This window comes from Streptomyces sp. NPDC049813, assembly GCF_044465085.1.
GTDB lineage: Bacteria > Actinomycetota > Actinomycetes > Streptomycetales > Streptomycetaceae > Streptomyces.
This window is the reverse complement of sequence record NZ_JBITLI010000009.1, coordinates 267,671-294,404: the sequence shown is the minus strand read 5'-3', so window position 1 is coordinate 294,404 and position 26,734 is coordinate 267,671. Positions and strand designations below refer to the sequence as shown.

Annotated in this window: 22 protein-coding genes; 16 read left to right on the top strand and 6 right to left on the bottom strand. The window is 72.7% G+C overall.

Going from position 1 to position 26,734, the window contains the following annotated elements; genetic code table 11:
• Positions 1-279: 279 nt before the first annotated feature.
• Positions 280-1,227 (bottom strand): HAD family hydrolase, encoded by a 948-nt coding sequence (locus ACIBW6_RS20585; RefSeq protein ID WP_399061545.1) that lies wholly within the window; start codon positions 1,225-1,227, stop codon positions 280-282.
• Positions 1,228-1,395: 168 nt separating this feature from the next.
• On the opposite strand from ACIBW6_RS20585, the gene ACIBW6_RS20580 reads away from it, so the two are divergent.
• The 7 genes from ACIBW6_RS20580 to ACIBW6_RS20550 all read left to right on the top strand — a co-directional run bounded on the left by ACIBW6_RS20580 (position 1,396) and on the right by ACIBW6_RS20550 (position 9,402).
• Positions 1,396-1,674, top strand: a complete 279-nt coding sequence (locus tag ACIBW6_RS20580) for a glutaredoxin family protein (RefSeq protein WP_399061498.1) — start codon at positions 1,396-1,398, stop codon at positions 1,672-1,674.
• 332 nt (positions 1,675-2,006) lie between these two features.
• Positions 2,007-2,798 carry a redox-sensing transcriptional repressor Rex gene (locus ACIBW6_RS20575; protein ID WP_399061496.1) on the top strand — a complete coding sequence of 264 codons (792 nt, stop codon included), beginning with the start codon at positions 2,007-2,009 and terminating at the stop codon, positions 2,796-2,798.
• The gene (locus ACIBW6_RS20570) at positions 2,795-4,450 is read left to right on the top strand and encodes a glutamyl-tRNA reductase (RefSeq protein ID WP_399061494.1); all 1,656 of its coding nucleotides are present in this window, start codon (positions 2,795-2,797) and stop codon (positions 4,448-4,450) included. Before ACIBW6_RS20575 ends, ACIBW6_RS20570 begins: the two co-directional genes overlap by 4 nt.
• Positions 4,447-5,412, top strand: coding sequence for a hydroxymethylbilane synthase (gene hemC / locus ACIBW6_RS20565; protein ID WP_399061492.1), 966 nt, complete (start codon positions 4,447-4,449; stop codon positions 5,410-5,412). Before ACIBW6_RS20570 ends, hemC begins: the two co-directional genes overlap by 4 nt.
• Entirely contained in the window at positions 5,409-7,085 is a 1,677-nt protein-coding gene (locus ACIBW6_RS20560) for a uroporphyrinogen-III synthase (RefSeq protein WP_399061490.1), read from the top strand. The genes hemC and ACIBW6_RS20560 overlap by 4 nt, the downstream gene beginning before the upstream one ends.
• 100 nt (positions 7,086-7,185) lie before the next feature.
• The gene (gene hemB / locus ACIBW6_RS20555; protein WP_399061488.1) at positions 7,186-8,178 is read left to right on the top strand and encodes a porphobilinogen synthase; all 993 of its coding nucleotides are present in this window, start codon (positions 7,186-7,188) and stop codon (positions 8,176-8,178) included.
• A gap of 30 nt (positions 8,179-8,208) precedes the next feature.
• Complete coding sequence (locus ACIBW6_RS20550; protein ID WP_399061486.1) at positions 8,209-9,402, top strand: winged helix DNA-binding domain-containing protein; 1,194 nt, start codon at positions 8,209-8,211, stop codon at positions 9,400-9,402.
• 147 nt (positions 9,403-9,549) lie between these two features.
• On the opposite strand, the gene ACIBW6_RS20545 is transcribed toward ACIBW6_RS20550, so the two are convergent.
• The 3 genes from ACIBW6_RS20545 to ACIBW6_RS20535 form a co-directional block, all read right to left on the bottom strand.
• Positions 9,550-10,221: a DUF4232 domain-containing protein gene (locus ACIBW6_RS20545; RefSeq protein ID WP_399061484.1), complete on the bottom strand. Its 672-nt coding sequence runs from the start codon at positions 10,219-10,221 to the stop codon at positions 9,550-9,552.
• 321 nt (positions 10,222-10,542) lie between these two features.
• Positions 10,543-10,719, bottom strand: coding sequence for a sigma-like protein (locus tag ACIBW6_RS20540; RefSeq protein WP_399061483.1), 177 nt, complete (start codon positions 10,717-10,719; stop codon positions 10,543-10,545).
• Between the two features lie 207 nt (positions 10,720-10,926).
• Complete coding sequence (locus tag ACIBW6_RS20535; protein WP_399061481.1) at positions 10,927-13,917, bottom strand: BTAD domain-containing putative transcriptional regulator; 2,991 nt, start codon at positions 13,915-13,917, stop codon at positions 10,927-10,929.
• Between the two features lie 221 nt (positions 13,918-14,138).
• Between ACIBW6_RS20535 and ACIBW6_RS20530 the strand changes: the two genes are divergently transcribed.
• From ACIBW6_RS20530 to ACIBW6_RS20490, 9 genes are all read left to right on the top strand, one after another.
• Positions 14,139-15,404 carry an amidohydrolase family protein gene (locus tag ACIBW6_RS20530; protein WP_399061479.1) on the top strand — a complete coding sequence of 422 codons (1,266 nt, stop codon included), beginning with the start codon at positions 14,139-14,141 and terminating at the stop codon, positions 15,402-15,404.
• 87 nt (positions 15,405-15,491) lie between these two features.
• Positions 15,492-16,418, top strand: a complete 927-nt coding sequence (locus ACIBW6_RS20525; protein ID WP_399061477.1) for an LLM class F420-dependent oxidoreductase — start codon at positions 15,492-15,494, stop codon at positions 16,416-16,418.
• Between the two features lie 12 nt (positions 16,419-16,430).
• Positions 16,431-17,219: an SDR family NAD(P)-dependent oxidoreductase gene (locus ACIBW6_RS20520; RefSeq protein WP_399061476.1), complete on the top strand. Its 789-nt coding sequence runs from the start codon at positions 16,431-16,433 to the stop codon at positions 17,217-17,219.
• Positions 17,220-17,339: 120 nt separating this feature from the next.
• Positions 17,340-18,467, top strand: a complete 1,128-nt coding sequence (locus ACIBW6_RS20515) for an LLM class flavin-dependent oxidoreductase (RefSeq protein WP_399061475.1) — start codon at positions 17,340-17,342, stop codon at positions 18,465-18,467.
• Between the two features lie 272 nt (positions 18,468-18,739).
• Positions 18,740-20,479, top strand: a complete 1,740-nt coding sequence (locus ACIBW6_RS20510) for an amidohydrolase family protein (protein WP_399061474.1) — start codon at positions 18,740-18,742, stop codon at positions 20,477-20,479.
• Entirely contained in the window at positions 20,476-21,948 is a 1,473-nt protein-coding gene (locus ACIBW6_RS20505; RefSeq protein ID WP_399061472.1) for an aldehyde dehydrogenase family protein, read from the top strand. The genes ACIBW6_RS20510 and ACIBW6_RS20505 overlap by 4 nt, the downstream gene beginning before the upstream one ends.
• A 118-nt stretch (positions 21,949-22,066) precedes the next feature.
• Positions 22,067-22,333, top strand: coding sequence for a hypothetical protein (locus ACIBW6_RS20500; protein WP_399061470.1), 267 nt, complete (start codon positions 22,067-22,069; stop codon positions 22,331-22,333).
• Positions 22,334-22,345: 12 nt separating this feature from the next.
• On the top strand, positions 22,346-23,545 hold the full coding sequence (locus ACIBW6_RS20495; RefSeq protein ID WP_399061469.1) for a protein kinase: 1,200 nt from the start codon (positions 22,346-22,348) through the stop codon (positions 23,543-23,545).
• Positions 23,546-23,799: 254 nt separating this feature from the next.
• Positions 23,800-25,347, top strand: coding sequence for an APC family permease (locus ACIBW6_RS20490; RefSeq protein ID WP_399061467.1), 1,548 nt, complete (start codon positions 23,800-23,802; stop codon positions 25,345-25,347).
• 17 nt (positions 25,348-25,364) lie between these two features.
• Here ACIBW6_RS20490 and ACIBW6_RS20485 read toward each other — a convergent pair whose 3' ends face one another.
• Positions 25,365-25,700, bottom strand: coding sequence for a DUF397 domain-containing protein (locus ACIBW6_RS20485; RefSeq protein ID WP_399061465.1), 336 nt, complete (start codon positions 25,698-25,700; stop codon positions 25,365-25,367).
• 10 nt (positions 25,701-25,710) lie between these two features.
• On the bottom strand, positions 25,711-26,556 hold the full coding sequence (locus tag ACIBW6_RS20480) for a helix-turn-helix domain-containing protein (protein ID WP_399061463.1): 846 nt from the start codon (positions 26,554-26,556) through the stop codon (positions 25,711-25,713).
• Positions 26,557-26,734 lie beyond the last annotated feature (178 nt).

The window sequence follows — 26,734 nt, the reverse complement described above, 5'->3', positions numbered from 1 at the left end:
AGCTTCCATCACGTGCAGTGCGGAACCTTTCACTCGTCGTGCTGACGTGTGGGTACCGGAATGCGTCTGAGGAGAATAACGCTTCGTGCAGGGAGCGCTACACCGAGTTGCTCAAATCATCGATTACGTCACTTCTGTAGTCGATCGGCGATGGTTCGAGCACCAGAGAGTGACCACTTAATGATCGGATCAGGTCATGTTCGGGCTGCGACCGTGACGCGTTGTGGCCGAGTGGTAGCCACGGGACTGTCGTGCGCCGGGGGCGGGTAGGCCTCTCCGTCAGCGGCGGCGGCGGTGCAGGGCGATGGCGGCGGCGGTGCCGCCGGCCACGGCGCCGACGCCGGCCGCGGCCGGGATGCCGACCTTCGCGGCCTTGCGGCCCGTGCGGTAGTCCCGCAGCCGCCACTCGCGCTCGCGCGCGTATGTGCGCAGTTTCGCGTCGGGATTGATCGCGTACGGGTGCCCGACGAGCGAGAGCATCGGGATGTCGTTGTGCGAGTCGCTGTAGGCGGCGCAGCGGCCGAGCTCCAGGCCCTCCGCGGAGGCCAGCGCGCGGACGGCCTCCGCCTTGGCGGGGCCGTGCAGCGGCTCGCCGACGAGCTTGCCGGTGTAGACGCCGCCGATGGACTCCGCGACCGTGCCGAGGGCGCCGGTCAGGCCGAGGCGGCGGGCGATGACGGTGGCGATCTCCACGGGCGCGGCGGTGACCAGCCAGACCTTCTGGCCCGCGTCCAGGTGGGCCTGGGCCAGGGCGCGGGTGCCGGGCCAGATCCGCTCCGCCATGTACTCGTCGTAGATCTCCTCGCCGATCGACATCAGCTCGGCGACACGGTGGCCCTTGACGATGGACAGGGCGCTGTCCCGGGCGTCCTGCATGTGCTCGGGGTCCTCGACCCCGGCCAGCCGGAACCACGCCTGCTGCCAGGCGAACCGGGTCAGCTCCCGGCGCTGGAAGAACTTGCGCTTGTACAGGCCCCGGCCGAAGTGGAAGATCGCGGCGCCCTGCATCACGGTGTTGTCCAGGTCGAAGAAGGCGGCGGCCTTGTCGTCACCGACGACGGGGAACTCGGGCTCCGGCCGGGCGGCGCCGGCCTCGCCCGTCAGCGGCGCCTGCTCCTCCAGTTCGAGGGAGGTCTTGCGGGCGGCCTCCGCCGACGCCTCGCCCGCGAGCACGCTCCGCGCGGTGGCGGGGCGGCGATGAGGGGTGAGCCATCCGAAACCAATCAGCGGCACGGCGTGCCTCCTACCGTGGGGGCGGTCGGGCGACGGGCGGGACATGGCGTGAGCATAGCCAGTCGGCCCGGCGCTTCCGGAGTCGCGCGGATTTCGGGAAGCTGTCCTGCGGCGGAAATCCGGCGTCGTACGAGGGGCGGTGGTGAGGCCAGAATGGCCGGTATGACTCCCATCTTCCGTCGCGGTGAGAAGAAGAATCCACACGAGCGTGTCGTCACCTTGATCGGCAAGCCCGGCTGCCATCTGTGCGATGACGCACAGGCGGTGATCGAGAAGGTCTGTGCCGAGGTGGGGGCGGCCTGGGAGAAGAAGGACATCACCGAGGACGAGGAGCTGTACCGCCGGTACTGGGAGCAGATCCCGGTCGTCCTCGTCGACGGCGCGCAGCACGATTTCTGGCGCGTGAAGGAGGAGCGGCTGCGGCGTGCGCTCACGCAGTAGCGCTGCGCGCACGGCGGGCGCCCGCGGTCGCGCACGTCACTGACTGATGAGTCCAACTGGTCCCGAAAGTCGCCTAGGATCGAGGGCGGTTTTGGTCTCGGGGGCGTGGATCGTAAGGAAGGTGTGCGGTTTTGCCCCCCACAGGTGAGCAACGAAGCCGCCTTCGCGCCGGTTCCATAACCGCGCGCCGGGGGCGCGTGACCCCGGTCACGTTGGCCGGGCAAATCGGACACCATCTTTGTGCACGCGTTCACAAAGACATAGCCTGCTTTCGACGGGGCGGTCCAGGAACACAGAGCCGCCCGCAGCCCCGCTCTACCCGCAGGAGCACCGTGGCAACTGGCCGAACTCACCGACCGGCGACCCGCAGCCGAGGAATTCCCGAGGCCACCGTCGCCCGTCTCCCGCTGTACCTCCGCGCCCTCACCGCTCTGTCGGAGCGCTCGGTGCCCACGGTCTCCTCGGAGGAGCTCGCGGCCGCCGCGGGAGTCAACTCCGCGAAGCTGCGCAAGGACTTCTCCTACCTCGGCTCGTACGGGACCCGGGGCGTGGGCTACGACGTCGAGTACCTCGTCTACCAGATCTCCCGCGAGCTGGGCCTCACGCAGGACTGGCCGATCGTGATGGTCGGTATCGGTAACCTCGGTGCGGCCCTTGCCAATTACGGCGGCTTCGCCTCGCGCGGCTTCCGGGTGGCGGCGCTGATAGACGCCGACCCCGCGATGACCGGCAAGTCCGTCGCCGGCATGCCGGTGCAGCACGCCGACGACCTCGAGAAGATCATCGACGAGAACGGCGTCTCCATCGGCGTCATCGCGACCCCGGCGGGCGCCGCGCAGCAGGTCTGCGACCGGCTGGTCGCCGCCGGTGTCACCTCCATCCTGAACTTCGCGCCGACCGTGCTGTCCGTGCCCGACGGCGTCGACGTGCGCAAGGTCGACCTCTCCATCGAGCTGCAGATCCTCGCCTTCCACGAGCAGCGCAAGGCGGGCGAGAGCGCCATCGCGGCGGCCGAGGGCGCCGTCGGCGTCGAGGGCCCCGCCGCCAAGGTCACCAAGCCCAGCAGCACCGTCACCGACCGCAAGGGACCCGACGGGGACGTGCCCGCCGTGATGCCGGCATGAGTCTCCTCGTCGTCGGGCTGAGCCACCGCAGCGCCCCGGTCTCCGTCCTGGAGCGGGCCGCGCTGACCGCGGACGCCCAGGCCAAGCTGGTGCAGGACACCCTGGTCGCCGAGCCGGCCACCGAGGCCGCGCTGCTCGCCACCTGCAACCGCATCGAGCTCTACGCGGACGTGGACAAGTTCCACGCCGGGGTCGCCGAGCTGTCCACGCTGCTCGCCCAGCACAGCGGCGTCGGCCTGGAAGAGCTCACCCCCTACCTCTACGTGCACTACGAGGACCGGGCGGTGCACCACCTGTTCTCGGTGGCGTGCGGGCTCGACTCGATGGTGGTCGGCGAGGGCCAGATCCTCGGCCAGATCAAGGACACGCTCGCCCGGGCACAGGAGCTGCACTCCGCGGGCAAACTCCTCAACGACCTGTTCCAGCAGGCCCTGCGGGTCGGCAAGCGCGCGCACTCCGAGACCGGGATCGACCGCGCGGGGCAGTCCCTGGTCACCTTCGGACTCGAACAGCTCGCCGCCGGGGAGCCGGTGGCCGGCTGGGCGCAGGGCAAGCGCGCCCTGGTGATCGGCGCGGGCTCCATGTCGTCGCTGGCCGCGGCGACGCTGGCGCGGGCCGGAGTGGCCGAGGTCGTCGTGGCCAACCGGACGCCGGAGCGCGCCGAGCGGCTGGTGGAGATCCTGGGCGAGGGCGGCACCACCGCCCGCGCCGTGCCGATGGGCGCCGTGGCGGACGAGCTGACACGTGCCGACGTCGCCATCTCCTGCACCGGCGCGACCGGACTCGTCCTGACCGCCGACGCCGTGCGCGCGGCCGTCGCGGGCCGCACGCCGACCGCGGGCGCCGACGTCCCGGCCCAGGCGGGCCCGGCCGGCGCGCGGACCGCCCCCGAGGGCTGCCCCGCCGACCCGGGCGCCCCGGTGCGCGGCGGGTTCTCCGTCGAGGGCGAGGCGGCGGTGGCCGGGCTCGACGCGGCCGAGCTGGAGCAGCACGGCGTCTGGGTCGACAACGCGCCGGGCGAGCGGGTGCGGCCCTCCGAGGCCGACGCCATCGCCGCCCTCGCCGCCGCCGGCCGGGTGCCGGAGATGCGCCGCGAGCGGCAGCCGGAGGCCGTGCGGCCGGTCGCGCTCGCCCTGCTCGACCTGGCGATGCCGCGCGACATCGACGGCGCCGCGCACCGGATCGACGGGGTCCGCCTCGTCGACATCGAGTCGCTCGCCGACGCCTCCGCCGACGCCCCGATGGCCGCCGACGTGGAGCAGGTCCGCACGCTCGTGGCCGACGAGGTCGCCGCGTTCGGTGCCGCCCAGCGGGCCGCGCACATCACGCCGACCGTCGTCGCGCTGCGCGCGATGGCCGCGGACGTCGTCACGAACGAGATCGCCCGGCTCGACGGCCGGCTGCCCGGCCTGGACGACAAGCAGCGGGCGGAGATCACCCAGACCGTGCGGCGCGTGGTGGACAAACTGCTGCACGCGCCGACCGTACGGGTCAAGCAGCTGGCCGCCGAGCCCGGCGGTGCCGGGTACGCGGACGCGCTGCGGACCCTGTTCGACCTGGACCAGGAGACGGTGGCTGCCGTCTCCCGGGCCACCCCCCGAGACCGTGAATCCGCTACCGGCACGGTAGGCAAGAATCGAGGCCCGGCATGACCGCCGCCGACAAAGCACTGAGGCTGGGGACCCGGCGCAGCAAGCTGGCCATGTCCCAGTCCGGGCATGTCGCCGAAGCCGTACGCCAGTTGACCGGCCGTGAGGTCGAGCTGGTGGAGATCACCACGTACGGGGACACCTCCCGTGAGCACCTCGCGCAGATCGGCGGGACGGGTGTCTTCGTCACCGCCCTGCGGGACGCGCTGGTGCGCGGCGAGATCGACTTCGCCGTGCACTCGCTGAAGGATTTGCCGACGGCGCAGCCCGAGGAGCTCACGCTGGCCGCCGTGCCGGTGCGCGAGGACCCGCGGGACGTGCTGATCGCGCGGTCCGGGCTGACCTTCACCGAGCTGCCGGCCGGGTCCCGGATCGGCACCGGCTCGCCGCGCCGCATGGCGCAGCTCAACGCGTACGCCCGTAGCCACGGACTGACCGTCGAGACCGTGCCGATCCGCGGGAACATCGACACCCGCATCGGCTACGTCGAGAAGGGAGAGCTCGACGCCGTCGTCCTGGCGGCGGCCGGGCTCAGCCGCATCGGCCGCACCGGGGAGGTCACCGACTTCCTCGCGACCGACATCGTCCTGCCCGCCCCCGGCCAGGGGGCACTGGCAGTCGAGTGCACCGCCACGAACGGTGAACTCGCCGCCGCGCTCGCCGAGTTGGACGACCCGCTCACCCGGGCCGCCGTGACCGCCGAGCGAGCCCTGCTCGCCGCCCTGGAAGCCGGTTGCAGCGCACCTGTGGGTGCGCTGGCCGACCTCCTGGCCGACGGGCAGATTGCCAACGAAATGCGCCTGCGCGGCGTCGTCGGTACCCCCGACGGCACCGAGCTGGTGCAGCTGTCCACCACCGGTCCCGTGCCCTCGTCCGAGGACGAGGCGCTGGCGCTCGGGCGGGAACTCGCCGCCGAGATGCTGGCCAAGGGTGCGGCCGGTCTGATGGGGGAGCGAGCACTTTGAGCCCCACCACGCCTCAATCGACCGCCTGCGCACCGGGGCACGTCACCTTCCTGGGTGCCGGTCCCGGTGACCCAGGACTGCTGACACTACGGGCCGTGGAGGCCCTGGCCCGGGCGGATGTGCTGATCGCCGAGCCCGAAGTGCTCGACGTCGTGCGCACGCACGCCGGGGCGGGCGTCACCGTGCTCGACGCGGGCACGCCGGGGCGCACGGCTCCTGCTGACGGGGCGTCAACTGCCGTCGTGGTCCCGGCTCTGAGGGACTGGGCCAATCTTGTCATGGAGGCCGCACGGAGCGGCAAGCGGGTCGTGCGTGCGGTCCCGGGCGACCCCGGCCTCGACACGTACGCGGCCGAGGAGATGCTCGCCTGCGCCGGCGCGGGCATCGACTTCGAGGTCGTGCCCGGTGTCGCGGCGGCCGTCGGCGTCGCCGCGTACGCCGGTGTCCCGCTGCGGGACGCGCAGGGCGCCGACGTCCGCTTCGTCGACGCCCGCACCGCCTCCGAGCGCTGCTGGACCGAGGTCGGCGCGTCCGACGGCACGGTCGTCGTGTCGACGACGCTCGACTCGGTGGCGGCCGCCGCCGGGGAGCTGGTCGCGGCCGGCCGCAAGCCGGACACCCCGCTGACCGTCACCGTCGCCGGGACGACGACGCGCCAGAAGACCTGGTCGGCGACGCTCGGCACGATCGCGCAGACGCTGAAGCAGGCCAAGGTGCTGCCGTCGCCGGAGGGCAACCGCCCGGTGATAGCCGTGGTCGGGGAGCGTTCCGCCGCCGCCCGGCGCGAGCAGTTGTCGTGGTTCGAGTCCAAGCCGCTGTTCGGCTGGAAGGTGCTCGTGCCGCGCACGAAGGAGCAGGCGGCCTCGCTCTCCGACCAGCTTCGCTCGGCCGGTGCGGTGCCGCACGAGGTGCCGACCATCGCCGTCGAGCCGCCGCGCACCCCGCAGCAGATGGAGCGCGCGGTCAAGGGCCTGGTCACCGGCCGCTACGAGTGGATCGCCTTCACCTCGGTCAACGCGGTCAAGGCGGTGCGCGAGAAGTTCGAGGAGTACGGGCTCGACGCGCGTGCCTTCGCCGGGATCAAGGTCGCCGCGGTCGGCGAGCAGACGGCGAACGCGCTGATCGCGTTCGGCGTCAAGCCGGACCTGGTGCCGAGCGGCGAGCAGTCCGCCGCCGGTCTCCTGGAGGACTGGCCGCCCTACGACCCGGTCTTCGACCCGATCGACCGCGTCTTCCTGCCGCGCGCGGACATCGCCACCGAGACGCTGGTCGCCGGCCTGATCGAGCTGGGCTGGGAGGTCGACGACGTCACGGCCTACCGGACCGTGCGCGCCTCGCCGCCGCCCGCCGAGACGCGGGAGGCGATCAAGGGCGGCGGCTTCGACGCCGTGCTCTTCACGTCGTCCTCGACCGTGCGCAACCTGGTCGGCATCGCGGGCAAGCCGCACAACGTGACGGTGATCGCCTGCATCGGCCCGGCCACCGCCAAGACCGCCGAGGAGCACGGCCTGCGGGTCGACGTGATGGCTCCGGAGCCGTCGGTGCACAAGCTGGCCGCGGCCCTCGCGGAGTTCGGCGCCCGGCGCCGGGACGCCGCCGTCGAGGCCGGTGACCCGGTGACGCGGCCGAGCGAGCGGCGGCCCGGGGCGCGGCGCAGGCGCGCCGCCCCATAGGGGACAGTGGGGGCGGGTGTCCGGCTTTCGGCCGGGTGCCCGCCCCCGTTTCGTTGACGTAGATGTGCGTTGGTACACGTAGGTACGAGGTGACAGACCAGTGACGCGGTACGGCTCTTTCCCCGGTGCGCGGCCCAGGCGGCTGCGGACGACTCCCACCATGCGGCGGATGGTCGCCGAGACGCGGCTGCATCCGGCCGACCTGATCCTGCCCGCCTTCGTCCGCGAGGGGATCGACGCGCCGGCGGAGATCGGCTCGATGCCCGGCGTGTACCAGCACACCCGGGACTCCCTGAAGAAGGCGGCGGCCGAGGCGGCCGAGGCGGGCGTCTCCGGCATCATGCTGTTCGGCGTGCCGCTGGAGGAGAAGAAGGACGGCGCGGGCACGGTCGGCACCGACCCGGACGGCATCCTCCAGGTGGCGCTGCGGGACGTGCGGGCCGAGGTCGGCGACGACCTGCTGGTCATGTCCGACCTGTGCCTGGACGAGTTCACCGACCACGGTCACTGCGGTGTCCTGGACGAGCAGGGCCGGGTCGACAACGACGCGACGCTGGAGCGGTACGCCGAGATGGCGCAGGTCCAGGCGGACGCGGGCGCGCACGTCGTCGGCCCGTCCGGGATGATGGACGGTCAGATCGGGGTCGTCCGGGACGCGTTGGACCAGATCGGCCGGGAGGACGTGGCGATCCTCGCGTACACGGCGAAGTACTCCTCGGCGTTCTTCGGCCCGTTCCGCGAGGCGGTGGCCTCCTCGCTGAAGGGTGACCGCAAGACGTACCAGCAGGACCCGGCCAACACCCGGGAGGCGCTGCGCGAGCTGGCGCTCGACCTGGAGGAGGGCGCCGACATGGTCATGGTCAAGCCCGCCGGCCCCTACCTGGACATCCTGGCGCGGGTCGCCGACGCCTCGGACGTGCCGGTGGCCGCGTACCAGATCAGCGGCGAGTACGCGATGATCGAGGCGGCGGCGGAGCGCGGCTGGATCGACCGGGACCAGGCGATCATGGAGTCGCTGACCGGGATCAAGCGGGCCGGCGCGAGCATGATCCTCACGTACTGGGCGACCGAGGTGGCGCGGCGCCTGGGCTGAGCCTTCGGACCCGGCGGGGCGTGCCGGACAATGCGCGGCATGACAGCGATCTCGGAGCGCGCCCTCAACAGGTCCACCCTCGCCCGGCAGTTGCTGCTCGAACGGCGGCCGCTCGGGGTGGAGGATGCGGTACGGCGGGTTGTCGCGCTCCAGGCGCAGCAGCCCGCTTCGCCGTACGTGGCGCTGTGGAACCGGGTGGCGGAGTTCCGGGCGGACCGGCTGGACGCGGCCCTGACCGGATTCCGGGTGGTCAGGTCGACCCTGATGCGGATCACGCTGCACGCGGTGCACGTCGACGACTACGCCGCCTTTCGGGCTGCCGTCGAGCCGACGGTGCGGGGGGCGCGGCTGCGGGACGCGCGGTTCACGGCGTCGGGGCTGACCGAGGCGGACGCGGACGCCCTGCTGCCAGCGCTGCTGGAGCGGGCCGAAGAGGCGTCCGGTGCGCCGGAGTTCGCGGAGTGGCTGCGCGCGCACGCGGGCGTCGGGAGCGCCGCGGCGCCGACGGCCTGGCGGATGCTTCGGCAGTACGCGCCGCTGTGGCACGCGCCGGACGCGGCGGCGCCCTGGTCGTACGTGGCCGGGAGCGGGCAGCGGTACGTGGCGGCGGACCCGGCGCACGTGCCGAGGCTGCGGGATCCCGAGGCGGTGGCGGAGGGGCTGCGGGTGCTGGTCCGCCGGTACTTGGCGGGGTTCGGTCCGGCGTCCGTGGCGGACATGGCGCAGTTCGCGCTCGTGCAGAAGGGGCGGGTACGGGCGGCGCTCGGCGACGACCTGGAGGAGTGCGCGGGGCCCGGCGGGACGGTGCTGTACGACGTGCCGGGCGGGCCGCGGCCGGCGGAGGACGTGCCCGCGCCGCCGCGCCTGATGGCCATGTGGGACAGCGTGCTGCTGGCCTACGCCGACCGGGGCCGGGTCCTGGCCCCCGAGTACCGCAAGCACGTGACTCGGGTGAACGGGGACGTGCTGCCGACGGTCCTCGTGGACGGCTATGTGGCCGGGGTGTGGCGGACGGCACCGGACGGGACCGGCGTCGAGGTGGGCGCGTTCCGGCCGCTGCCCGGGGAGGTCTGGGAGGCGCTGGAGGCGGAGGCGCTGGGACTTGAGCGGTTCCTGACGGAGCGGGACGCGGCGGCGTACCGCCGGTACGACCACTGGTGGGTGAAGGGGCTCCCGGTGGTGGAGACACGGGTCTTCGGGCGGGGCCCGGCGGATTCGGCCTAGCTGCGGTGCGGTCGGTGCGGTGCGGTGCGGTGCGGTGCGGTGCGGTGCGGTGCGGTCCGGCGTCCGGCCCTGGTGCGGCCGGGCGCGGCCAGAAGCGTGGTGCGGCCGGGCGCGGCCTGTGGCCCGCGACCCGGTGCGCCGGGGGCGCTACTGCTTGCCCGTGCCGATCGGGTCGACCGTGACGCCCGCGTCGGAGGGGGAGTCGGTGACGGGGAGGTTCAGGGTGACCGGCAGGGTCTTGGAGTGCGTCTCGTTCGGCGGTGTGACGACGATCCGGGTGATCTTCAGGCCGGAGCCGCCGGTGTCGTTGCGCGGGCTGTGCAGGGTGAAGCGGGTCGTCTCGCCGTTCTTGAGGACGACGGTGGGGGCGGCGACGTCGGTGCGCTCGGCGCTGATGCCGCCCGGGCCGCCGTCGGCCTTGAGGTCGACGCCCGGGAAGCCCTTGAGGGAGCAGGCGTCGCCGGTGTTGCGGAGGCTGACCAGGAGGTCGCCCTCGCCCATGCCGTGGGCGGTGGCGAAGGCGAGGTTCGCGGTCTTGCAGGGGCCGGTGTTGATCTGGCCGCCCCCGCTGCCCTCAGCCGGGTCGGCGGTCGTCGCGGCGGTGCCGTCGGCCGTCGTGCCGTCCGCCGTCGCGCCGTCGTCGGAGCCGCCGCCTGCGTCGTCGGAGCCGGAGCCGGAGCTGGCGCTGCGGGAGGCGGAGGCCGTGGAGGACCCGGAGGCGTCCGCGCCCGCGGCTGCGTCGTCGTCGCCCTGACAGGCGGTGAGGGACAGCCCGGCGACGAGGGCGAGGCCGGCGAGGGTGAGCTGGTGAGCGCGCATGAGAGACGTCCTTGCGGTCGGTGCCGTGGGCTCGGCGGAGCGGTCGGTACTGCTTCCTAGGACCCGCTCGTGCCGGGCGGCCGTTCCTTGTCGGACTGCCCTCATACATGGCTGTTACACGGGACTTGGCGCGGGGACGGTTCTGTTACCGGGCGGGCCTTGCGCGCGGCCGTCACCACGGAGCCCGCACATCTCGGTCACCGAAAAGTGCCCGGGCACGCGAGAGGGGCCGGGCTCGTGGCCCGGCCCCTCCGTGATGTCCCGGCCGCGGCGGATCCCCCTCCGCGCCGCCGCGGCCGATCCCCGTCGGGAAAGGAAGTCTCAGTTGGTGCCGATGGCCGGCGGCGCGGGCGAGTGCTGGTCCATGGTGGTGATCTCGGTGTCCGCGGGCGGCGCGGGCGAGTGCTGGTCCATGGTGGTGATCTCGGTGACCGCGGGCGGCGCGGGCGAGTGCTGGTCCTGCGTCGTGGCGTCGGTTTCCTTGTTGATACCGCTCATCTTCCGAACTCCCTGAGTTGATCGGCGCTCCAGTGGAAGCGCCCGCTCGGCGACTCCCCCGAGGGTCGCCGAACGGGCGTTCCGGGGGGCCTCAGATTAGCTGTGAGGCCCGGGAGATCCGTCTGCCCCCCGACGCGACGGATCGTGTGTTCAGAGAGTCGCAGAGAGCCATAAACAAACGATGAACGCCCCCACGCCACAGGCGCTCTAGGCCGCGGCGACCGGCGTGAGCAGGCAGCGCACCTCGTCGGCCTCCGGGGCGCCGGCCGCCTCGTGGATGGCGAGGGCGTCGACCCAGCAGGCGCGGGCCCGGTCGGACTGGCCCAGTGCCGCGAGCGCCGTGCCCAGCAGGGAGAGGGCGTTGGCCCGCATCCACTCTCCGCCTATGCACCCGGTCGCCAGGGCCTGTTCGGCGTGCTGGGCGGCCTGGGCCGGGCGCCGGGCCGTGAGGTGGGCCTGGGCGATGCGGAAGTGGGTCGTGCCCTCCCAGAGCCGCTGCCGGCTCTCCACGAAGATCTTCAGTGCCTCGTGCAGCTCCTCCAGCGCCTCGGTGGTCCGGTCGGCCTGGGTCAGCACGATCCCCGAGGCATAGCGGGCGTTGGCGAGCCGCACCGTCAGGCCGAGGTCGTCGTAGATCTCGATGCCGCGCCGCACCAGCTCGACCGCCTCGTCGCTGCGGCCCATCGAGCCGAGGACGCGCGAGAGGTTGCAGACCGCGCTGGCCTCGCCGGGCCGGTTCGCGTCGGAGCGGAAGGCCTCGATGGCCCGGAGCAGATAGATCTCGGCGTCGGCGTACCGGCCGGTGCAGTTGGCGATGATGCCCCGCTGGTTGGGGGCGCTGCTGCTGCTCCAGGGGTCCGCGGTGGCGTCCTGGCACAGGACGTCGGCCTGCGCGGCCTCCTGCTCGGCCTCCTCGAAGAGCCCGGCGTGGCTGAGGACCTGGGCCAGTATGATGCGCGCGCGCCGCTCGGCGTGGGCGTCGCCCAGCCGCGCCGCGGCGTCCCTGGCCGCGAGGGCGACGGTCTCGTACCGGCGGGAGCCCGCCCCGGACTCGGCGAGGTCGATGGCGGTCAGCAGCAGGTCGACGGCGCGGCGCAGGGTCGCCGGGCCGAGGCACTGCGACACGCAGGCGAGCAGGCACTCGGCCTCGGTGTGCAGCCAGTCGAGCGCCTCGGTGACGTCGGCGAAGGTGCGCCCGGGGACGCCGACCGGTTCGAGGTGCGTCACCGTGCGGTCCCCGGGCCGCTCGGCCGTGTAGGAGCGCGAGGCGGTCGCCAGGTAGAAGTCGAGCAGCCGCGACATCGCCGCGTCCCGCTGCGCCGGCGGCAGGTCGTCGCGCTGGGCGCACGCACGCGCGTAGAGCCGGACCAGGTCGTGGTAGCGGTAGCGGCCGGGCGCCGCCGATTCCAGCAGGGAGGTGTCGACCAGGGACTCCAGGAGGTCCTCGGTCTCCTCGACGTCCAGGTCCAGGACGGCGGCGGCCGCCGCCAGCGAGATGTCGGGGCCGTCCGCCAGGCCGAGCAGGCAGAACGCCCGTGCCTGGCCGGGCTCCAGATGTCCGTAGCCCAGCTCGAAGGTGGCCTTCACGGCCAGGTCGCCGGCCTGCAGTTCGTCCAGGCGGCGCCGCTCGTCCGCCAGCTTGGCCGCGAGGACCGAGACCGTCCAGGTGCGGCGGGCCGCGAGCCGGGACGCCGCGATCCGGATGGCCAGCGGCAGGAAACCGCAGGCCGCGACCACGTCGAGCGCCGCCTCCCGCTCGGCGGCCACCCGCTCGCGGCCCACGATGCGGGTGAAGAGCAGCAGCGCCTCCTCCGGCGACATCACGTCCAGGTCCACCAGGTGCGCCCCGACCAGGTCCACCATCCGCACCCGGCCCGTGATCAGCGCCGCGCACCCTTCGGTGCCGGGGAGCAGCGGCCTGACCTGCGCCGCGTCCCGCGCGTTGTCCAGCAGGACCAGGACGCGGCGGCCGTCGAGGGTCGAGCGGTACAGCGCCGCCCGCTCCTCCAGGGTGTCCGGGATCGCCGTGTCGGCGGTGCCCAGGGCGCGCAGGAAGGAGCCGAGGACCGTCACCGGCTCGGCCGCGCGCGCCCCGGCGCCCTGGAGGTCGACGTACAACTGGCCGTCGGGGAAGGCGGACCGGGCGGCGTGCGCGACGTGCACGGCCAGCGTCGTCTTGCCGACGCCGCCGATGCCCGCCACCGCCGAGACCGCCATGACCGGGCCGCTGCCCGTCTCGGCGGACGCGGCGGACAGCACGTCGCTCAGCTCGGTGACGAAGGAGGCCCGGCCGGTGAAGTCGGGGACCGTGGCGGGCAGCTGGGCCGGGCGCACGGAGGTCGCGGCGGGTTCGGCGGCCGGCGCCGCGGGCTCGGCCAGCGCCGGGTCGGCCCGCAGGATGCGCTGCTGGAGCTCGGAGAGGCCCGGACGGGGGTCGACGCCCAGCTCGTCCGCGAGCAGCCGGCGGGTGTCCGCGTAGACGGCGAGGGCCTCGGCCTGCCGGCCGGAGCGGTAGAGCGCCAGCATCAGCAGTTCGCGCAGCCGCTCGCGCAGCGGGTGGGCAGCGGTCAGGGCCGTCAGTTCGGAGACGGCCTCCGCGTGGCAGCCCTGCTCCAGGTCCATGTCGAGGCGGGACTCCAGGAGTTGCAGCCGCCACTCCTGGAGGCGGGCGCGCTGGGTCTCCGCGTACGGCCCCGGCACGTTGGCCAGGGGTTCGCCGTCCCACAGGCCGAGGGCCTCGCTCATCAGGCCGCGCGCGCGGCCGGGTCCGTCGGCCTGGCGGGCCTTCTCGGCGTCCGCGGCGAGTGACTCGGCGGCGGTCAGGTCCAGCGCGTCGGGGCTCGACGAGCGGATCGCGTACCCGCCCGCCTCGCTGACCAGGACCCCCGCGCCGAGGATCTTGCGCAGCCGTGAGGCGTACGTGCGGATCGCGGCCAGCGCCTGCTGCGGGGGCTCCCCGCCCCAGACCGCGTCGATCAGCTCGCCCGCCGTCGCCGTGCGGCCCTCGCGCAGCAGCAGGGCGGCGAGCAGCGCCCGCTGCTGGGGCGAGCCCGTCGCCAGCGGCTCGCCGCCGCGCCAGGCCCGCACCGGGCCCAGGACGCTGAAGCGCAGGCCGGAGCCGGCGGCGGAAGGCACGTCCGGGCCCGCCCCGGCCGTGCCGGGCCGCCGCTGCTCCGGTACCCGCGCTCCACCGTCCATCGCTGCCCCCTGCCGCCGCACCAGCACCGGTCACATCGTGTTCTCCGTGTCGTCCAGGCGGCGCGCCGTCGCGGGGACGGTCCGTCGGGGACGACCCCGCCAGTTTGCCTTGTTCATGGCGGATACGTCAGCCGTGGGAGACAGCCATCACAGACACCTCACGCGTGCGGACCCCCCTCGCGGCAGCTGACGGGTCGTCAGATCAGCGCTACCGTGAGCCCATGGAGACCACGGAGACCGGAAAGACCGAAGATGCCCTGAAATCCGGTGAGTTCCCCCGGATAATTTCCGTCGATGACCACACCGTCGAGCCGCCGACCGTCTGGTCCGACCGCCTCCCGAAGAAGTACCTGGACACCGGGCCCCGGGTCGTGCGGGCGCCCCTGAAGGAGATGACCTTCCTGGGCGGCAAGTTCGCACCGGTCATGGGGGCGCCCGGCGACGACGGGCCGATCGGCGACTGGTGGGTCTACGAGGACCTGCACCGGCCGCTGACCCGGCTCGACACCGCCGTCGGATACGACCGCGACGAGATCAAGCTGGAGGTCATCACCTACGAGCAGATGCGCGCGGGCTCCTACGACGTGCCGTCCCGCCTCGCCGACATGGACGTGAACCACGTCCAGTCCGCGCTCTGCTTCCCCACCTTCCCGCGCTTCTGCGGCCAGACCTTCACCGAGGCCAAGGACCGGGAGCTGGGGCTGCTGGGCGTGCGGGCCTACAACGACTGGATGGTGGACGAGTGGTGCGGGCCCCAGGCGCACGGCCGGCTCGTGCCGCTGACGCTCGTGCCGCTGTGGGACGCCGGGCTGGCCGCCGCCGAGGTGCGCAGGAACGCCGCGCGCGGCGTGCGCGCCGTCGCCTTCTCCGAGATACCGCCGCACCTGGGGCTGCCCAGCATCCACGGCGACGACTGGGACCCGTTCCTGGCCGCCTGCGACGAGACCGGCACGGTCGTCGCCATGCACATCGGCTCCAGCAGCAGGATGCCCTCCACCTCCGCCGACGCGCCGCCCGCGGTCGGGTCCACCATCACCTTCGCCAACTGCTGCTTCTCGATGGTGGACTGGCTGATGAGCGGCAAGTTCGAGCGCTTCCCGGGGCTGAAGGTGATGTACGCCGAGGGGCAGATCGGCTGGATCCCGTACATCCTGGAGCGCGCCGACGTGGTGTGGGAGGAGAACCGCGGCTGGGGCGGCGTCGCCGACAAGGTCCGCAGGCCGCCGAGCGAGTACTTCGCCGACCACGTCTTCGGCTGCTTCTTCGACGACGCCTTCGGGCTGCGCAACCTCGACGCGATCGGCCCGGCCAACGTGCTCTACGAGACCGACTACCCGCACTCCGACTCCACCTGGCCCAGGTCCCGGGAGGTGGGCGAGGAGCAGATGGGCCACCTGGACCCCGCGACCCTGGAGCGGATCGTCCGCGGGAACGCGATCGAGCTGCTCGGGCTCACCCCCGAAGGGCTGTGGAGTCCGTCCGCGTGACGCCGCACGACCCTTGTCTGACGGAACGTCAGGTACGAGGATGGGCCGCGGTCCATTATTGACGCTCCGTCAGACAGGGGTCCTGGCATGGCGCGGCTCGCGTACGGCATACAGCTCCCGATCCAGTCCCAGAGCACCCTCTACGCCGAACCCTGGGAGGCGGCGGCCGGCGCCGGCGACCTCGCCGAGATCGCCCGCACCGCCGACCGGTGCGGCTTCGACTACGTCGCCTGCTGCGACCACGTCGCCATCCCGCGGCGGCTCGCCGGCGCCATGTCGACGACCTGGTACGACCCCGTCGCCACGCTCTCCTACCTCGCCGCCCTCACCACGCGCGTCCGGCTGCTCAGCCACGTCGCCGTCGTCGGGCTGCGCCACCCGCTCGCCACCGCCAAGCAGTACGCCACCGTGGACCACCTCAGCGGCGGACGGCTGATCCTCGGGGTCGGGGCCGGGCACGTACAGGAGGAGTTCGAGGCGCTCGGGGCCGACTTCGCGCGGCGCGGGGCGGTCCTGGACGAGAGCGTCGACGCGCTGCGGGCCGCCCTCGGACCCGAGGAGTTCCCCGTGCACAAGGGGGAGCTGTACGCCTTTGAGGGGCTCGGGCAGCGGCCCCGGCCCGCACAGGCGCGGGTCCCGGTGTGGGTGGGCGGCTCGTCGGCCCCCGCCGTGCGCCGCGCCGCGCTCAAGGGCGACGGCTGGCTGCCGCAGGGCGATCCGCGCGACCGGCTCCCCGCGAAGATCGCGACCCTGCGCCGGCTGCGCGCCGAGGCGGGCGTCGACGCGCCCCTCACCGTCGGCGCCATCACCGAACCGCTCCATGTGGGGGCGCCCGGCTGGGACGTGGGGCGCCGGACCCTGTCCGGGGCGCCGGAGGAGATCGCCGCGTCCCTGCGCGCGTACGCCGCCATGGGCGTCCACCAGATCCAGGTCCGCTTCCGCAGCCGGGGGCGGGCCGAACTCGTCGACCAGATGGCGGCGTTCGCCGCCGACGTGGCACCCCTACTGAGCTGAGGAGCACCGGACATGGGCAAGCTCGACGGGCGCGTCGTCCTCATCACCGGGGCGGCGCGCGGGCAGGGCGAGCAGGAGGCGCGGCTCTTCGCGGCCGAAGGGGCGCGGGTCGTCGTCGCCGACGTGCTCGACGACCAGGGGGAGGCCGTCGCCAAGGACATCGGCGCCGGCCGGGCCCTGTACACCCACCTCGACGTGGGCCGGGAGGAGGAGTGGGGCGCCGCCGTCGCCGCCGCCCGGGACGCCTTCGGGAAGATCGACGGGCTGGTCAACAACGCGGGCATGCTGCGCTTCAACGAGCTGGTCTCCACCCCGCTCGCCGAGTTCCAGCAGATCGTGCGGGTCAACCAGGTCGGGACGTTCCTCGGGATCAAGTCCGTCGCCCCCGAGATCGCCGCGGCGGGCGGCGGGTCCATCGTCAACACCGCCTCCTGCACCGGGGTGACGGGGATGGCGTACGTGGGCGCCTACGCCGCCAGCAAGCACGCCGTCATCGGGCTGACCAGGGTCGCCGCCCTGGAACTCGCCGCGCGCCGGATCCGCGTCAACGCCGTCTGCCCGGGCGCCGTCGACACCGCCATGAGCAACCCGGCCCAGCTCGACCCGGACGGCGACGCCACGGAGGCCGCCGGGGGTCTGGAAGCGCTCTACCGCAAGCTCGTGCCGCTCGGCCGGGTCGGGCGGCCGCAGGAGGTCGCCCGGCTCGCCCTCTTCCTCACCGCCGAGGAGGACTCGGCGTACATCACCGGGCAGCCGTTCGTGATCGACGGCGGGTGGCTGGCCGGGGTCTCGGTGCCCTGACGGGCGTGTCGGGCGATGAGCTGACGGTGCATCAGGTATTGACCCTCCAGGGGTCCGATGGAACAGTCGGTGCAGCCGATCTGACGAACCGTCAGAAACAGATGGGGACGGTGAACCTCCGTGGAATTCGGACTCTTTGTACAGGGATACGTGGGCAAGCAGGCGCTGACCGACCCGACCGCCGAGCACCGTGCGCTCATGAACGAGACCGAGTACGTCATCCAGGCCGACAAGTCCGGCTTCAAGTACGCCTGGGCGTCCGAGCACCACTTCCTGGAGGAGTACTCGCACCTGTCGGCCAACGACGTGTTCCTCGGGTACCTCGCGCACGCGACCGAGCGCATCCACCTCGGGTCCGGCATCTTCAACCCGCTCGCCCAGGTCAACCACCCCGTGAAGGTCGCCGAGAAGGTCGCCATGCTCGACCACCTCAGCGAGGGGCGATTCGAGTTCGGCAGCGGGCGCGGGGCGGGCAGCCACGAGATCCTCGGGTTCATCCCGGGCGTCACCGACATGAACTACACCAAGGAGATCTGGGAAGAGACCATCGCCGAGTTCCCCAAGATGTGGCTCCAGGACGAGTACCCGGGGTTCCAGGGCAAGCACTGGTCGCTGCCGCCGCGCAAGATCTTCCCCAAGCCGTACGGGGCCTCGCACCCGGCCATGTGGTACGCGGCCGGGTCCCCGCCCTCGTACGCCATGGCGGCCCGCAAGGGGCTCGGTGTGCTGGGCTTCAGCGTGCAGAAGGTCTCCGACATGGAGTGGGTCCTGGAGCAGTACAAGACCGCGATCCAGGACGCGGAGCCCATCGGCGACTTCGTCAACGACAACGTCATGGTGACGTCGACCGCCATCTGCGCCGAGACGCACGACAAGGCCGTGGAGATCGCCGTGAACGGCGGCCTCAACTACTTGCAGTCGCTGGTCTTCCGGTACCACGACACGTTCCCGCGGCCCGAGGGGATTCCGGAGTGGCCGGAGGTGCTGCCCGAGTACAGCGCGGAGATCATCGAGCTGCTCATCGCGGAGGAGCTGATGATCTGCGGGGATCCGGGGGAGGTGCTGGGGCAGTGCCGGCGGTGGGAGCGGGCCGGGGCCGACCAGTTGTCGTTCGGGCTGCCGATCGGGGTGTCGCACGAGGACACGCTGAATTCCATTCGGCTGATCGGGGAGCACGTGATTCCGGAGATCGATGTGGATCCTGAGCATCGGACCTCTCGGTTGCGGGGGGATGGGGGGCGGGGTTGAGGTGCTGAGCCGGCCCGGCTCTCCTCCTCCCGGACCGGGGGCCGGGTCTCTTTGTGCTGAGGTCGCGGGGCTCTGCCCCGGGCCCCGCTCCTCAAGCGCCGGAGGGGCTTGATTTTGGGGCTCTGCCCCATACCCCGCTCCTCAAGCGCCGGAGGGGCTTGATTTGGCCGTGACGGGCTTGATTGGGACGTGACGGGCTTGAACCAGCCTTGGGGGCTGGATCTGTTGAGAGTTGCTGAGCGCTGCTGGTTGGGACGGGAGAGGGGGAGGGCGTGCTTGATCACCTCATTGCGGGTGCCACCGTCGTCGACGGGACCGGTGCGCCGGGGTTCGTGGCCGATGTCGGGATCCGGGACGGGCGGATCGCTGTCGTCGCCGAGCCGGGCCGGGTCGCCGAGGAGGCGCGGAGCCGCGAGGACGCCACCGGGCAGGTGCTGGCCCCCGGGTTCGTCGACCCGCACACGCACTACGACGCGCAGCTGTTCTGGGACCCGTACGCGACGCCCTCCCTCAACCACGGCGTGACGACCGTCGCCGGGGGCAACTGCGGGTTCACGCTCGCCCCGCTGCACCCGGAGCGGCCCGAGGACGCCGACTACACGCGGCGCATGATGTCCAAGGTCGAGGGGATGTCGCTGGTCGCCCTGGAGGAAGGGGCGCCCTGGACGTGGCACTCGTTCGGGGAGTACCTGGACGCGCTCGACGGGCGCATCGCCGTCAACGCCGGTTTCATGGTGGGCCATTGCGCGCTGCGCCGGTACGTGATGGGGCCCGACGCCGTGGGCGGGCAGCCGAGTCCGGAGCAGCTGCGGGCCATGGTCGGGCTGTTCCACGACGCGATGGACGCCGGGGCCTGGGGGCTGTCCACCACCCAGTCCTCCACGCACTCCGACGGGGACGGCAGGCCGGTCGCCTCCCGGCACGCGCTGCCCGCCGAACTCATCGCGCTCAGCGAGGCGGTGGGGGAGCACGAGGGGACGCAGATCGAGGCGATCGTCGCCGGGTGCCTGGACCAGTTCAGCGACGCCGAGATCGAGCTGTTCGTGGAGATGAGCGCGGCGGCGGGGCGCCCGCTCAACTGGAACGTGCTCACCGTCGACGCCGCCGTGCCCGCCCGCGTCCCCCGCCAGCTCGCCGCGAGCGAACGCGCGCGCAAGGCGGGCGGCCGGATCGTGGCCCTGACCATGCCCATCCTGACCCCGATGAACATGTCGCTCGGCACCTTCTGCGCGCTCAACCTCATCCCGGGCTGGGGCGAGGTCCTCGGCCTGCCCGTCGACGAGCGGATCGCGCGGCTGCGCGACCCGGATGTGCGGGCCGGGCTGCTGCGCCGCGCCGACAGCAAGGAGGCCGGGGTCTTCCGCCGGCTCGCCGACTTCGGCCGGTACGTCATCGGGGACACGTACGCGCAGGCCAACGAGGGCCTGACCGGACGCGTGGTGCGGGACATCGCCGCCGAGCGCGGGCAGGAGCCCTTCGAGTGCCTCGTCGAGATCTGCGCCGCCGACCGGCTGCGGACCGTGCTGTGGCCGATGCCGACCGACAACGACCCGGACTCCTGGGCCCTGCGCGCCGAGACCTGGCAGCACGAGGACGTGCTGCTCGGCGGCTCCGACGCGGGCGCGCACCTGGACCGGATGTGCGGGGCGCCGTACACGACGCGCTTCCTCGGGGACTGTCTGCGCGGCCGGAAGCTGGTGGGCCTGGAAGCGGCCGTGAAGATGCTGACCGACGACCCGGCGCGGCTGTTCGGGCTGCGCGAGCGGGGCCGGGTCCGTGAGGGCTACCACGCCGACCTGGTCCTCTTCGATCCCGCGACGATCGACGCGGGCAAGGCGACCCTCGTCCACGACCTGCCCGGCGACAGCCCGCGCCTGGACTCCAGGGCCCTCGGCGTCACGGCCGTCTGGGTCAACGGCGTCGAGGCGATCCGGCACGACCGGGTCACCGGCGCGGTGCCCGGCAAGGTGCTCAGGTCGGGCCGGGACACACGGACGGTGAGCACCCGGTGAAGGACACCGCGCGCGGCCCCCGCAAGCTGCTCGTCGGCGGGGAGTGGACCGAGCCGGACGGCGGGTACTACGAGGTCCTCGACCCGGCGCGGGAGAGCGTCGTCGGGCTCGCGCCCGAGGCGTCCCGGCAGCAGGTGCACGACGCGGCGCGCGCCGCCCGCGCCGCGTTCGCGAGCTGGTCGCGCACCACGCCGGGCGAGCGCGCCGCGCTCCTGGACCGGGCCGCCGACCTGATGCAGCGGGACTTCGCCGCCGCCGCCGAGCTGGCGCAGGCCGAGAGCGGGGCCACCACCGGCACCGCGCGCGGCATGCAGGTCGCCGTCGGCGTCGCCCGCTTCCGGCGTTACGCCCGGGGAGCCCTGGAGCCCGTGGAGGAGGGGCTGCCGCCCCAGGTCACCGAGGCCGGGCCGATGGGCCGGGCCGCCGTCATCGGCGCGCTGGCCGTCCGGCAGCCCGTCGGGGTCGTCACCTGCGTCACCTCGTACAACAATCCGTGGGCCAACCCGGCGGGCAAGATCGCCCCGGCTCTCGCCATGGGCAACACCGTCGTCGTGAAGCCCGCGCCGCAGGACCCGCTGTCCGTGTTCCGGATGGCGGACGCCCTGCAAGAGGCGGGCGCGCCGCCCGGTGTCGTGAACGTCGTCAGCGGCACCGCCGTGGCGGTGGGCGAGGCCGCCGTCGACGCGCCGGACGTCGACATGGTCAGCTTCACCGGCTCCACGGCCGTCGGCCGGCGCATCGGCGAGGTGTGCGGGCGGGCCGTGAAACGCCAGTTGATGGAGCTGGGCGGCAAGGGCGCGGCGATCGTCCTCGGCGACGCCGACCTCGACGCGGCCGTCGCCGGGATCGGCACCACGTACGCCTTCTACAGCGGGCAGATCTGCACCGCGCCGACGCGGGCCCTCGTCCACCGCTCCGTCTACGACGAGTTCGTCGGCAAGCTGGCCGCCTACGCGGGCCGGCTCAAGGTCGGCGATCCGCGGGCGCGGGACACGGTCGTCGGACCGGTCATCTCCGCCGCGCACCGCGAACGCGTGGAGTCCTACGTGGAGTCGGGCCGCAAGGAAGGAGCGACGGTGGTGGCGGGCGGGGAGCGTCCCGCGTCCGGCACGGGCTTCTACGTGGCGCCCACGCTGCTCGCCGACTGCACCAACGACATGCCGGTGGCCCGCGAGGAGATCTTCGGGCCCGTCGTCACGGTGGTGCCCTTCGACGGCGACGAGGACGAGGCGGTGGCGCTCGCCAACGACTCCGACTACGGCCTCATCGACTACGTCTGGTCCGGGGACGTCGCCCGCGCCTTCCGGATCGCGCGGCGCCTGCGGGCAGGCGGGGTCGGCGTGAACACCGTCGGCCGCAACATGGAGGCGCCCTTCGGCGGGTTCAAGCGCAGCGGGGTCGGCCGGGACGTCGGCTCGTACGCGCTGCACGCCTACAGCGAGACGCAGTCGATCGTCTGGCCGGGCTGAGCCGCGCGTCCGCCGTGTCCCGGTCCCGGCACGCCTCCGTTTCTCGGCTGCGCGCCGTCAACTCCGCGTGTGAAGATCTCAGTTGCAGGTCGACGGGGACGGGACGCCGGGAGTCGGTATGGAAGCGCTGGACACTCAGGACCCGCGTACGGTCGGTACGTACCGGGTGCTCGGGCGGATCGGCGAGGGCGGGATGGGCCGGGTCTACCTCGCGCGCAACGCGGGCGGCCGGGCCGTCGCGCTGAAGTTCATCCACGCGGACATGGCGGCGGTGCCGGGGTTCCGGCAGCGGTTCCGGCGCGAGGTGGAGGTGGTGCGGCGGGTCGCGGGCGCGGGCACGGTGCCGGTCGTCGACGCGGGCGTGGACGAGCAACACCCCTGGTAGGCCTCGGAGTACGTGCCGGGCCCTTCCCTCCAGGCGGCCGTCGACGCGTACGGGCCGCTGCCCACCGCCGCGCTCTGGCGGCTCGCGGCCGACCTGGCCGGGACCCTGCACCACGTGCACGGGCAGCGGCTCGTCCACCGCGACCTCAAGCCGTCGAACGTGCTGCTCTCCGCCGCGGGCCCGCGCCTCATCGACTTCGGGATCGTGCACGCCGCGCTCGACACGATGCTCACGCAGAGCGGCGCGCGGATCGGCACCCCGGCCTACATGTCGCCCGAACAGGCCTACGGCGAGCCCGTCACCGCCGCCAGTGACGTCTACAGCCTCGGCCTCACCCTCGCGTTCGCCGCGACCGGGGTGCAGCCTCGCCGGGGCACGGCCGCGGAGGCCCACGAAGGGGTGGACCCGGAGTTCGCCGCGCTGATCCGGGCGTGCCTGAAGGACGAGCCGGGGGAGCGGCTCACCGCGGAGCAGCTCGCCGCCCGGGCGCGGGCCGAGGACGCCTCCGGGGAGGACTGGCTGCCGGTGCGGATCGCGTCCCTGATCGCCCGCACGTCCGAGCAGCTGCTGAACCTGGAGGCGCGGGAGGAGACGGCCGGCCCGGCGGGCCCCGGCTTCACCGCGCCGGACGCGGGGCCCGCCGGGGGGTTCCACGGGGCGCCGACCCAGGGGCCGGAGGCGGGGACCACGCCGCCGCCGTTCGGCTTGGCCGCGTACTCCTACGGGTACCCGCAGGCCACCCCGGCCGGCGGAGCGCCGCCGCACTCGTACGGCTACGCGCCCTTTGGCGCACCGCCGCGCCCCGGGACCTTCGACGCCGGGGGCGGGCTGCTCGGCCGGCCGCTCCTCGGGGTGCTGTGGCTGGTTCCGATGGCGCTCTGCACGTACTTGCTGCTCTTCGCCGACACGACGTTCTTCGGGGTGGTGCGGGCGCTGGCGATACCGGCGCTGCTCGTCCTCGGTGTCCGGCTGATGACGGGGCGCGGTGACGCGGGGGCGGCGCTGGGCTTCTGGGTGGGTCTGTCGGCGCTGACGCTCCAGACGTGGTGGGGGATGTTCCAGTACGACACCGACGTCATGCGGTACCCCACCACCTACCAGAGGCTGATGGACGGCCTGAACGAGGTGCTGATCCTCTTCCCCGCCGTCGGCTCGCTCGTCTGCGTCTACGTCGTGCCCGCGGCGATCGGCCGGTTCCGCAAGCAGGGGTGAGCGGGCGCGACCGGTCCGGCCCGGTCCGGCCTGCACGAAATCGCCACGGGAAAATTTGGAAACGGGCCAAAACGGACGGTGCTGCGATTACCGAATATCGGACGCCGGACCGTTCGCCTTGCTTTCTTTGGTTGCTACGGGCAATCTTCCATGGAAGGTGCTGCTTGCGTGCCCGATCGCCCGCGATTCATTAAGTGGGGCAGCTCGGGCGAATCATGCCAGATGTGGAAACCGCAGGATTTAACGTCCTGTTCATGACTCAGCTGGACGTGCGGCCCCAGGAGGGCGCCAAGAAGGGCAAGGGCCTGGGCGGGAACTCCGTCGGGCTGCTCGGCAGCGCCGTCATCGGCGTCTCCACGGTCGCGCCCGTCTACTGCCTGACCTCCACGCTCGGCTCCACGGCCGGGGAGGTCGGCCTCCAGATGCCCGCCGTCTTCCTCGCGGGCTTCCTGCCGATGCTGCTCGTCGCCTTCGCGTACCGCGAGCTGAACAAGGTGATGCCGGACTGCGGCACCTCGTTCACCTGGACCGTGAAGGCGTTCGGGCCGCGCGTGGGCTGGATGTGCGGCTGGGGCCTGGTGATCGCCACGATCATCGTCCTGTCGAACCTGGCCGGGGTCGCGACCTCGTACTTCTGGCTGCTCGCCGGCGAGATCACGAACAGTGCCGGGGTGGCGGACCTGGACCACGACAAACTCGTCCACATCCTCACCTGCCTCGTCCTCATCGGGGCGGCGACCGCGATCAGCTACCGCGGCATGACCGCCACGAAGGGCGTCCAGTACACGCTGGTCGGGCTCCAGCTGGCCGTGCTCGCCGTCTTCGTCGTGATGGCGCTGGCCAAGGCGGGTCCCGGGGCGGGCGGAGCGGTGGACTTCCCCACGGCGGCGCCGTTCTCCTGGTCGTGGCTGAACCCGTTCGCGGTGCACTCCTTCGGCGCGTTCACCGCGGGGCTCTCCCTGTCGATCTTCATGTACTGGGGCTGGGACACCTGCCTGACCGCCAACGAGGAGACCATCGGCAGCGACCGCACCCCCGGGCGCGCCGCGCTCATCGCCATGGTCGTCCTGGTCGGCTCCTACCTGGCGACGGGTGTCGCCGCGCAGATGGTCGTCGGCTCCGGCGGCACCGGCCTCGGCCTCGCCAACCCGGCCACCTCCGACAACGTCTTCGCCGCCCTCGCGGGCCCCGTCATGGGCCCCACGCTCGGCATCCTGCTCTTCGTCGCGGTCCTCGCCTCGGCCGCCGCCAGCCTCCAGACCACGTTCATCCCCGTGGCCCGCACGGTCCTCGCCATGTCCACGTACGAGGCACTGCCCGCCTCCTACGCCCGCGTCCACCCGCGCTTTCGCACACCGGGCCGCGCGACGGTCACGGCGGGCATGGCCACCGCCGTCTTCTACACCGTGATGACGCTGGTCTCCGAGCACGTCCTGGTCGACACGATCTACGCGCTCGGCCTCATGATCTGCTTTTACTACGCGCTCACGGCGTTCGCCTGCGCCTGGTACTTCCGCGGGGAGCTGCGCCGCTCGGTGCGGGACTTCGCCTTCAAGGGCCTTTTCCCGCTGCTCGGCGGCGTGCTCCTGGCGGCCGTCTTCGTGAAGACCCTGACCGACATGTGGAACCCGGCCTACGGAAGCGGCTCGTCCGTTCTCGGCGTCGGCTCGGTCTTCGTGATCGGCGTGGGCCTGCTGCTCGTCGGCGTCGTCATCATGCTGGTGATGGGCCGCCGCAGCCCGGCGTTCTTCCGCGGCGAGATCCTGAACCGGCAGACCCCGGTCCTCGTGGTCGAGGACTGAGCCCCCCGCCCCGGGGCTCACCCGGCGAAGTGGTCGAACTCGCCGGCCCGTACGCCGAGCACGAAGGCGTTCCACTTGGTGCGGGTGGTGGTGATGGCGGCGCCGGGAGCGCCCGCCTCCCACACCTGGACGAGGTCCCCGTCGCCGTGCGCGACCTCGATCCCGGTGGCCCGGGGGCTGCCGGACTTCAGCGAGTCGAGCAGTGCGGCGAACGCGGTCGGGGTGGTGGTGAGGATCGTGCCGCGGGGGTCGCCGGACTCGGTGAGGCGGACGCGGGTGGCGTCGCCGGAGACGTGGATGCAGGAGTTGCCCTCGGGGCAGTAGGACGACCTCTGCCAGCTCGAATCCCGCATCGTGGGCTCCTTACAGCTCTCGGATGATGCTGTTGATGAGGTCCTGCGACTTCCCGGGCGGAAGGGACGCCGCTTCCAGAAGATCGAGCTGTACCCGATATCTGTGCAACTGCGCCTCAGCGTGGAGGAATACGGGGCCGTGCGACTGATCCAGGTTCACGGTGTCGAGCTGGGGCAAGGGCCCCTCGAAGTAGAAGACGGAATGGCCCGATCCGGGCAAGGCCTCGGCGGCGAACGGGAGTACCCGGACGGTGACGTGTTCGCGCTCGTTCAGGCTCAGCAGGTACTTGAGCTGTGCGCTCGTCACGTGTGGGCCGCCGAATCGCATGCGCAGGGCCGCCTCGTGGATGATGACCTGCTGCGAGGTGGGAGGCTCCCGGAAGAGGACGGCCTGGCGCTTCACGCGGAACGACACCCGGTGCTCGACGTCCGGCGCCGGTAGTTCCGGGACGGCCTGGCGGAAGACCTCGCGGGCATACTCCGCGGTCTGGAAGAGGCCGGGGATGTGCAGCGTGACGGCGGTGCGCAACCGGGCTGCCGAGTGTTCGAGTTCGGCCAGGTCGAGGAGGCCCACGGGGAGGATCGACCGGTACTCCTCCCACCAGCCGCGGGCGCGTTCGGCCGCCATGTCGGCGAGGGCGTTCACCAGCGCCTGATCGGCGCAGTCGTAGTGGCAGGCGAGCACGCGTACGCGCTCCGGGCTGACTCCGACGCGTCCGGCCTCCATGTTGCTGACCTGGGTCTGCTTGATCCCCATGAGTTGACCGGCCTGGGTCGCGGTCAGGCCGGCTCGCTCGCGGAGTTTGCGCAGCTCGGCGCCGAATCGGAGTTGCCGACCCGTCGGGTTGCTTCTCACGAGGTGTGCTTCCGTCCCCTCACTCACACGGGTGGCAGTTAGTGCGATCACCGGGATTCGGTGAACACATTAACTGGGCGTCGCTACTTTAGTACTCGGCGCCCCGCCCAGAAGTACCCCGCTCGACGGAGCGGCCGGGTCACTGGGCAACACACCGTCCGCAACGCCAAGTCCGCCC

What these genes read in the sequence shown, in the direction of transcription:
- ACIBW6_RS20525 (WP_399061477.1), top strand. Translation starts at nt 15,492, where the DNA reads ATGGCGCGGCTCGCGTACGGCATACAGCTCCCGATCCAGTCCCAGAGC.
- ACIBW6_RS20520 (WP_399061476.1), top strand. Translation starts at nt 16,431, where the DNA reads ATGGGCAAGCTCGACGGGCGCGTCGTCCTCATCACCGGGGCGGCGCGC.
- ACIBW6_RS20580 (WP_399061498.1), top strand. Translation starts at nt 1,396, where the DNA reads ATGACTCCCATCTTCCGTCGCGGTGAGAAGAAGAATCCACACGAGCGT.
- ACIBW6_RS20540 (WP_399061483.1), bottom strand. Translation starts at nt 10,719, where the DNA reads ATGAGCGGTATCAACAAGGAAACCGACGCCACGACGCAGGACCAGCAC.
- ACIBW6_RS20545 (WP_399061484.1), bottom strand. Translation starts at nt 10,221, where the DNA reads ATGCGCGCTCACCAGCTCACCCTCGCCGGCCTCGCCCTCGTCGCCGGG.
- hemC (WP_399061492.1), top strand. Translation starts at nt 4,447, where the DNA reads ATGACCGCCGCCGACAAAGCACTGAGGCTGGGGACCCGGCGCAGCAAG.
- ACIBW6_RS20535 (WP_399061481.1), bottom strand. Translation starts at nt 13,917, where the DNA reads ATGGACGGTGGAGCGCGGGTACCGGAGCAGCGGCGGCCCGGCACGGCC.
- ACIBW6_RS20570 (WP_399061494.1), top strand. Translation starts at nt 2,795, where the DNA reads ATGAGTCTCCTCGTCGTCGGGCTGAGCCACCGCAGCGCCCCGGTCTCC.
- ACIBW6_RS20485 (WP_399061465.1), bottom strand. Translation starts at nt 25,700, where the DNA reads ATGCGGGATTCGAGCTGGCAGAGGTCGTCCTACTGCCCCGAGGGCAAC.
- ACIBW6_RS20490 (WP_399061467.1), top strand. Translation starts at nt 23,800, where the DNA reads ATGACTCAGCTGGACGTGCGGCCCCAGGAGGGCGCCAAGAAGGGCAAG.
- ACIBW6_RS20500 (WP_399061470.1), top strand. Translation starts at nt 22,067, where the DNA reads ATGGAAGCGCTGGACACTCAGGACCCGCGTACGGTCGGTACGTACCGG.
- ACIBW6_RS20530 (WP_399061479.1), top strand. Translation starts at nt 14,139, where the DNA reads ATGGAGACCACGGAGACCGGAAAGACCGAAGATGCCCTGAAATCCGGT.
- ACIBW6_RS20550 (WP_399061486.1), top strand. Translation starts at nt 8,209, where the DNA reads ATGCGCGGCATGACAGCGATCTCGGAGCGCGCCCTCAACAGGTCCACC.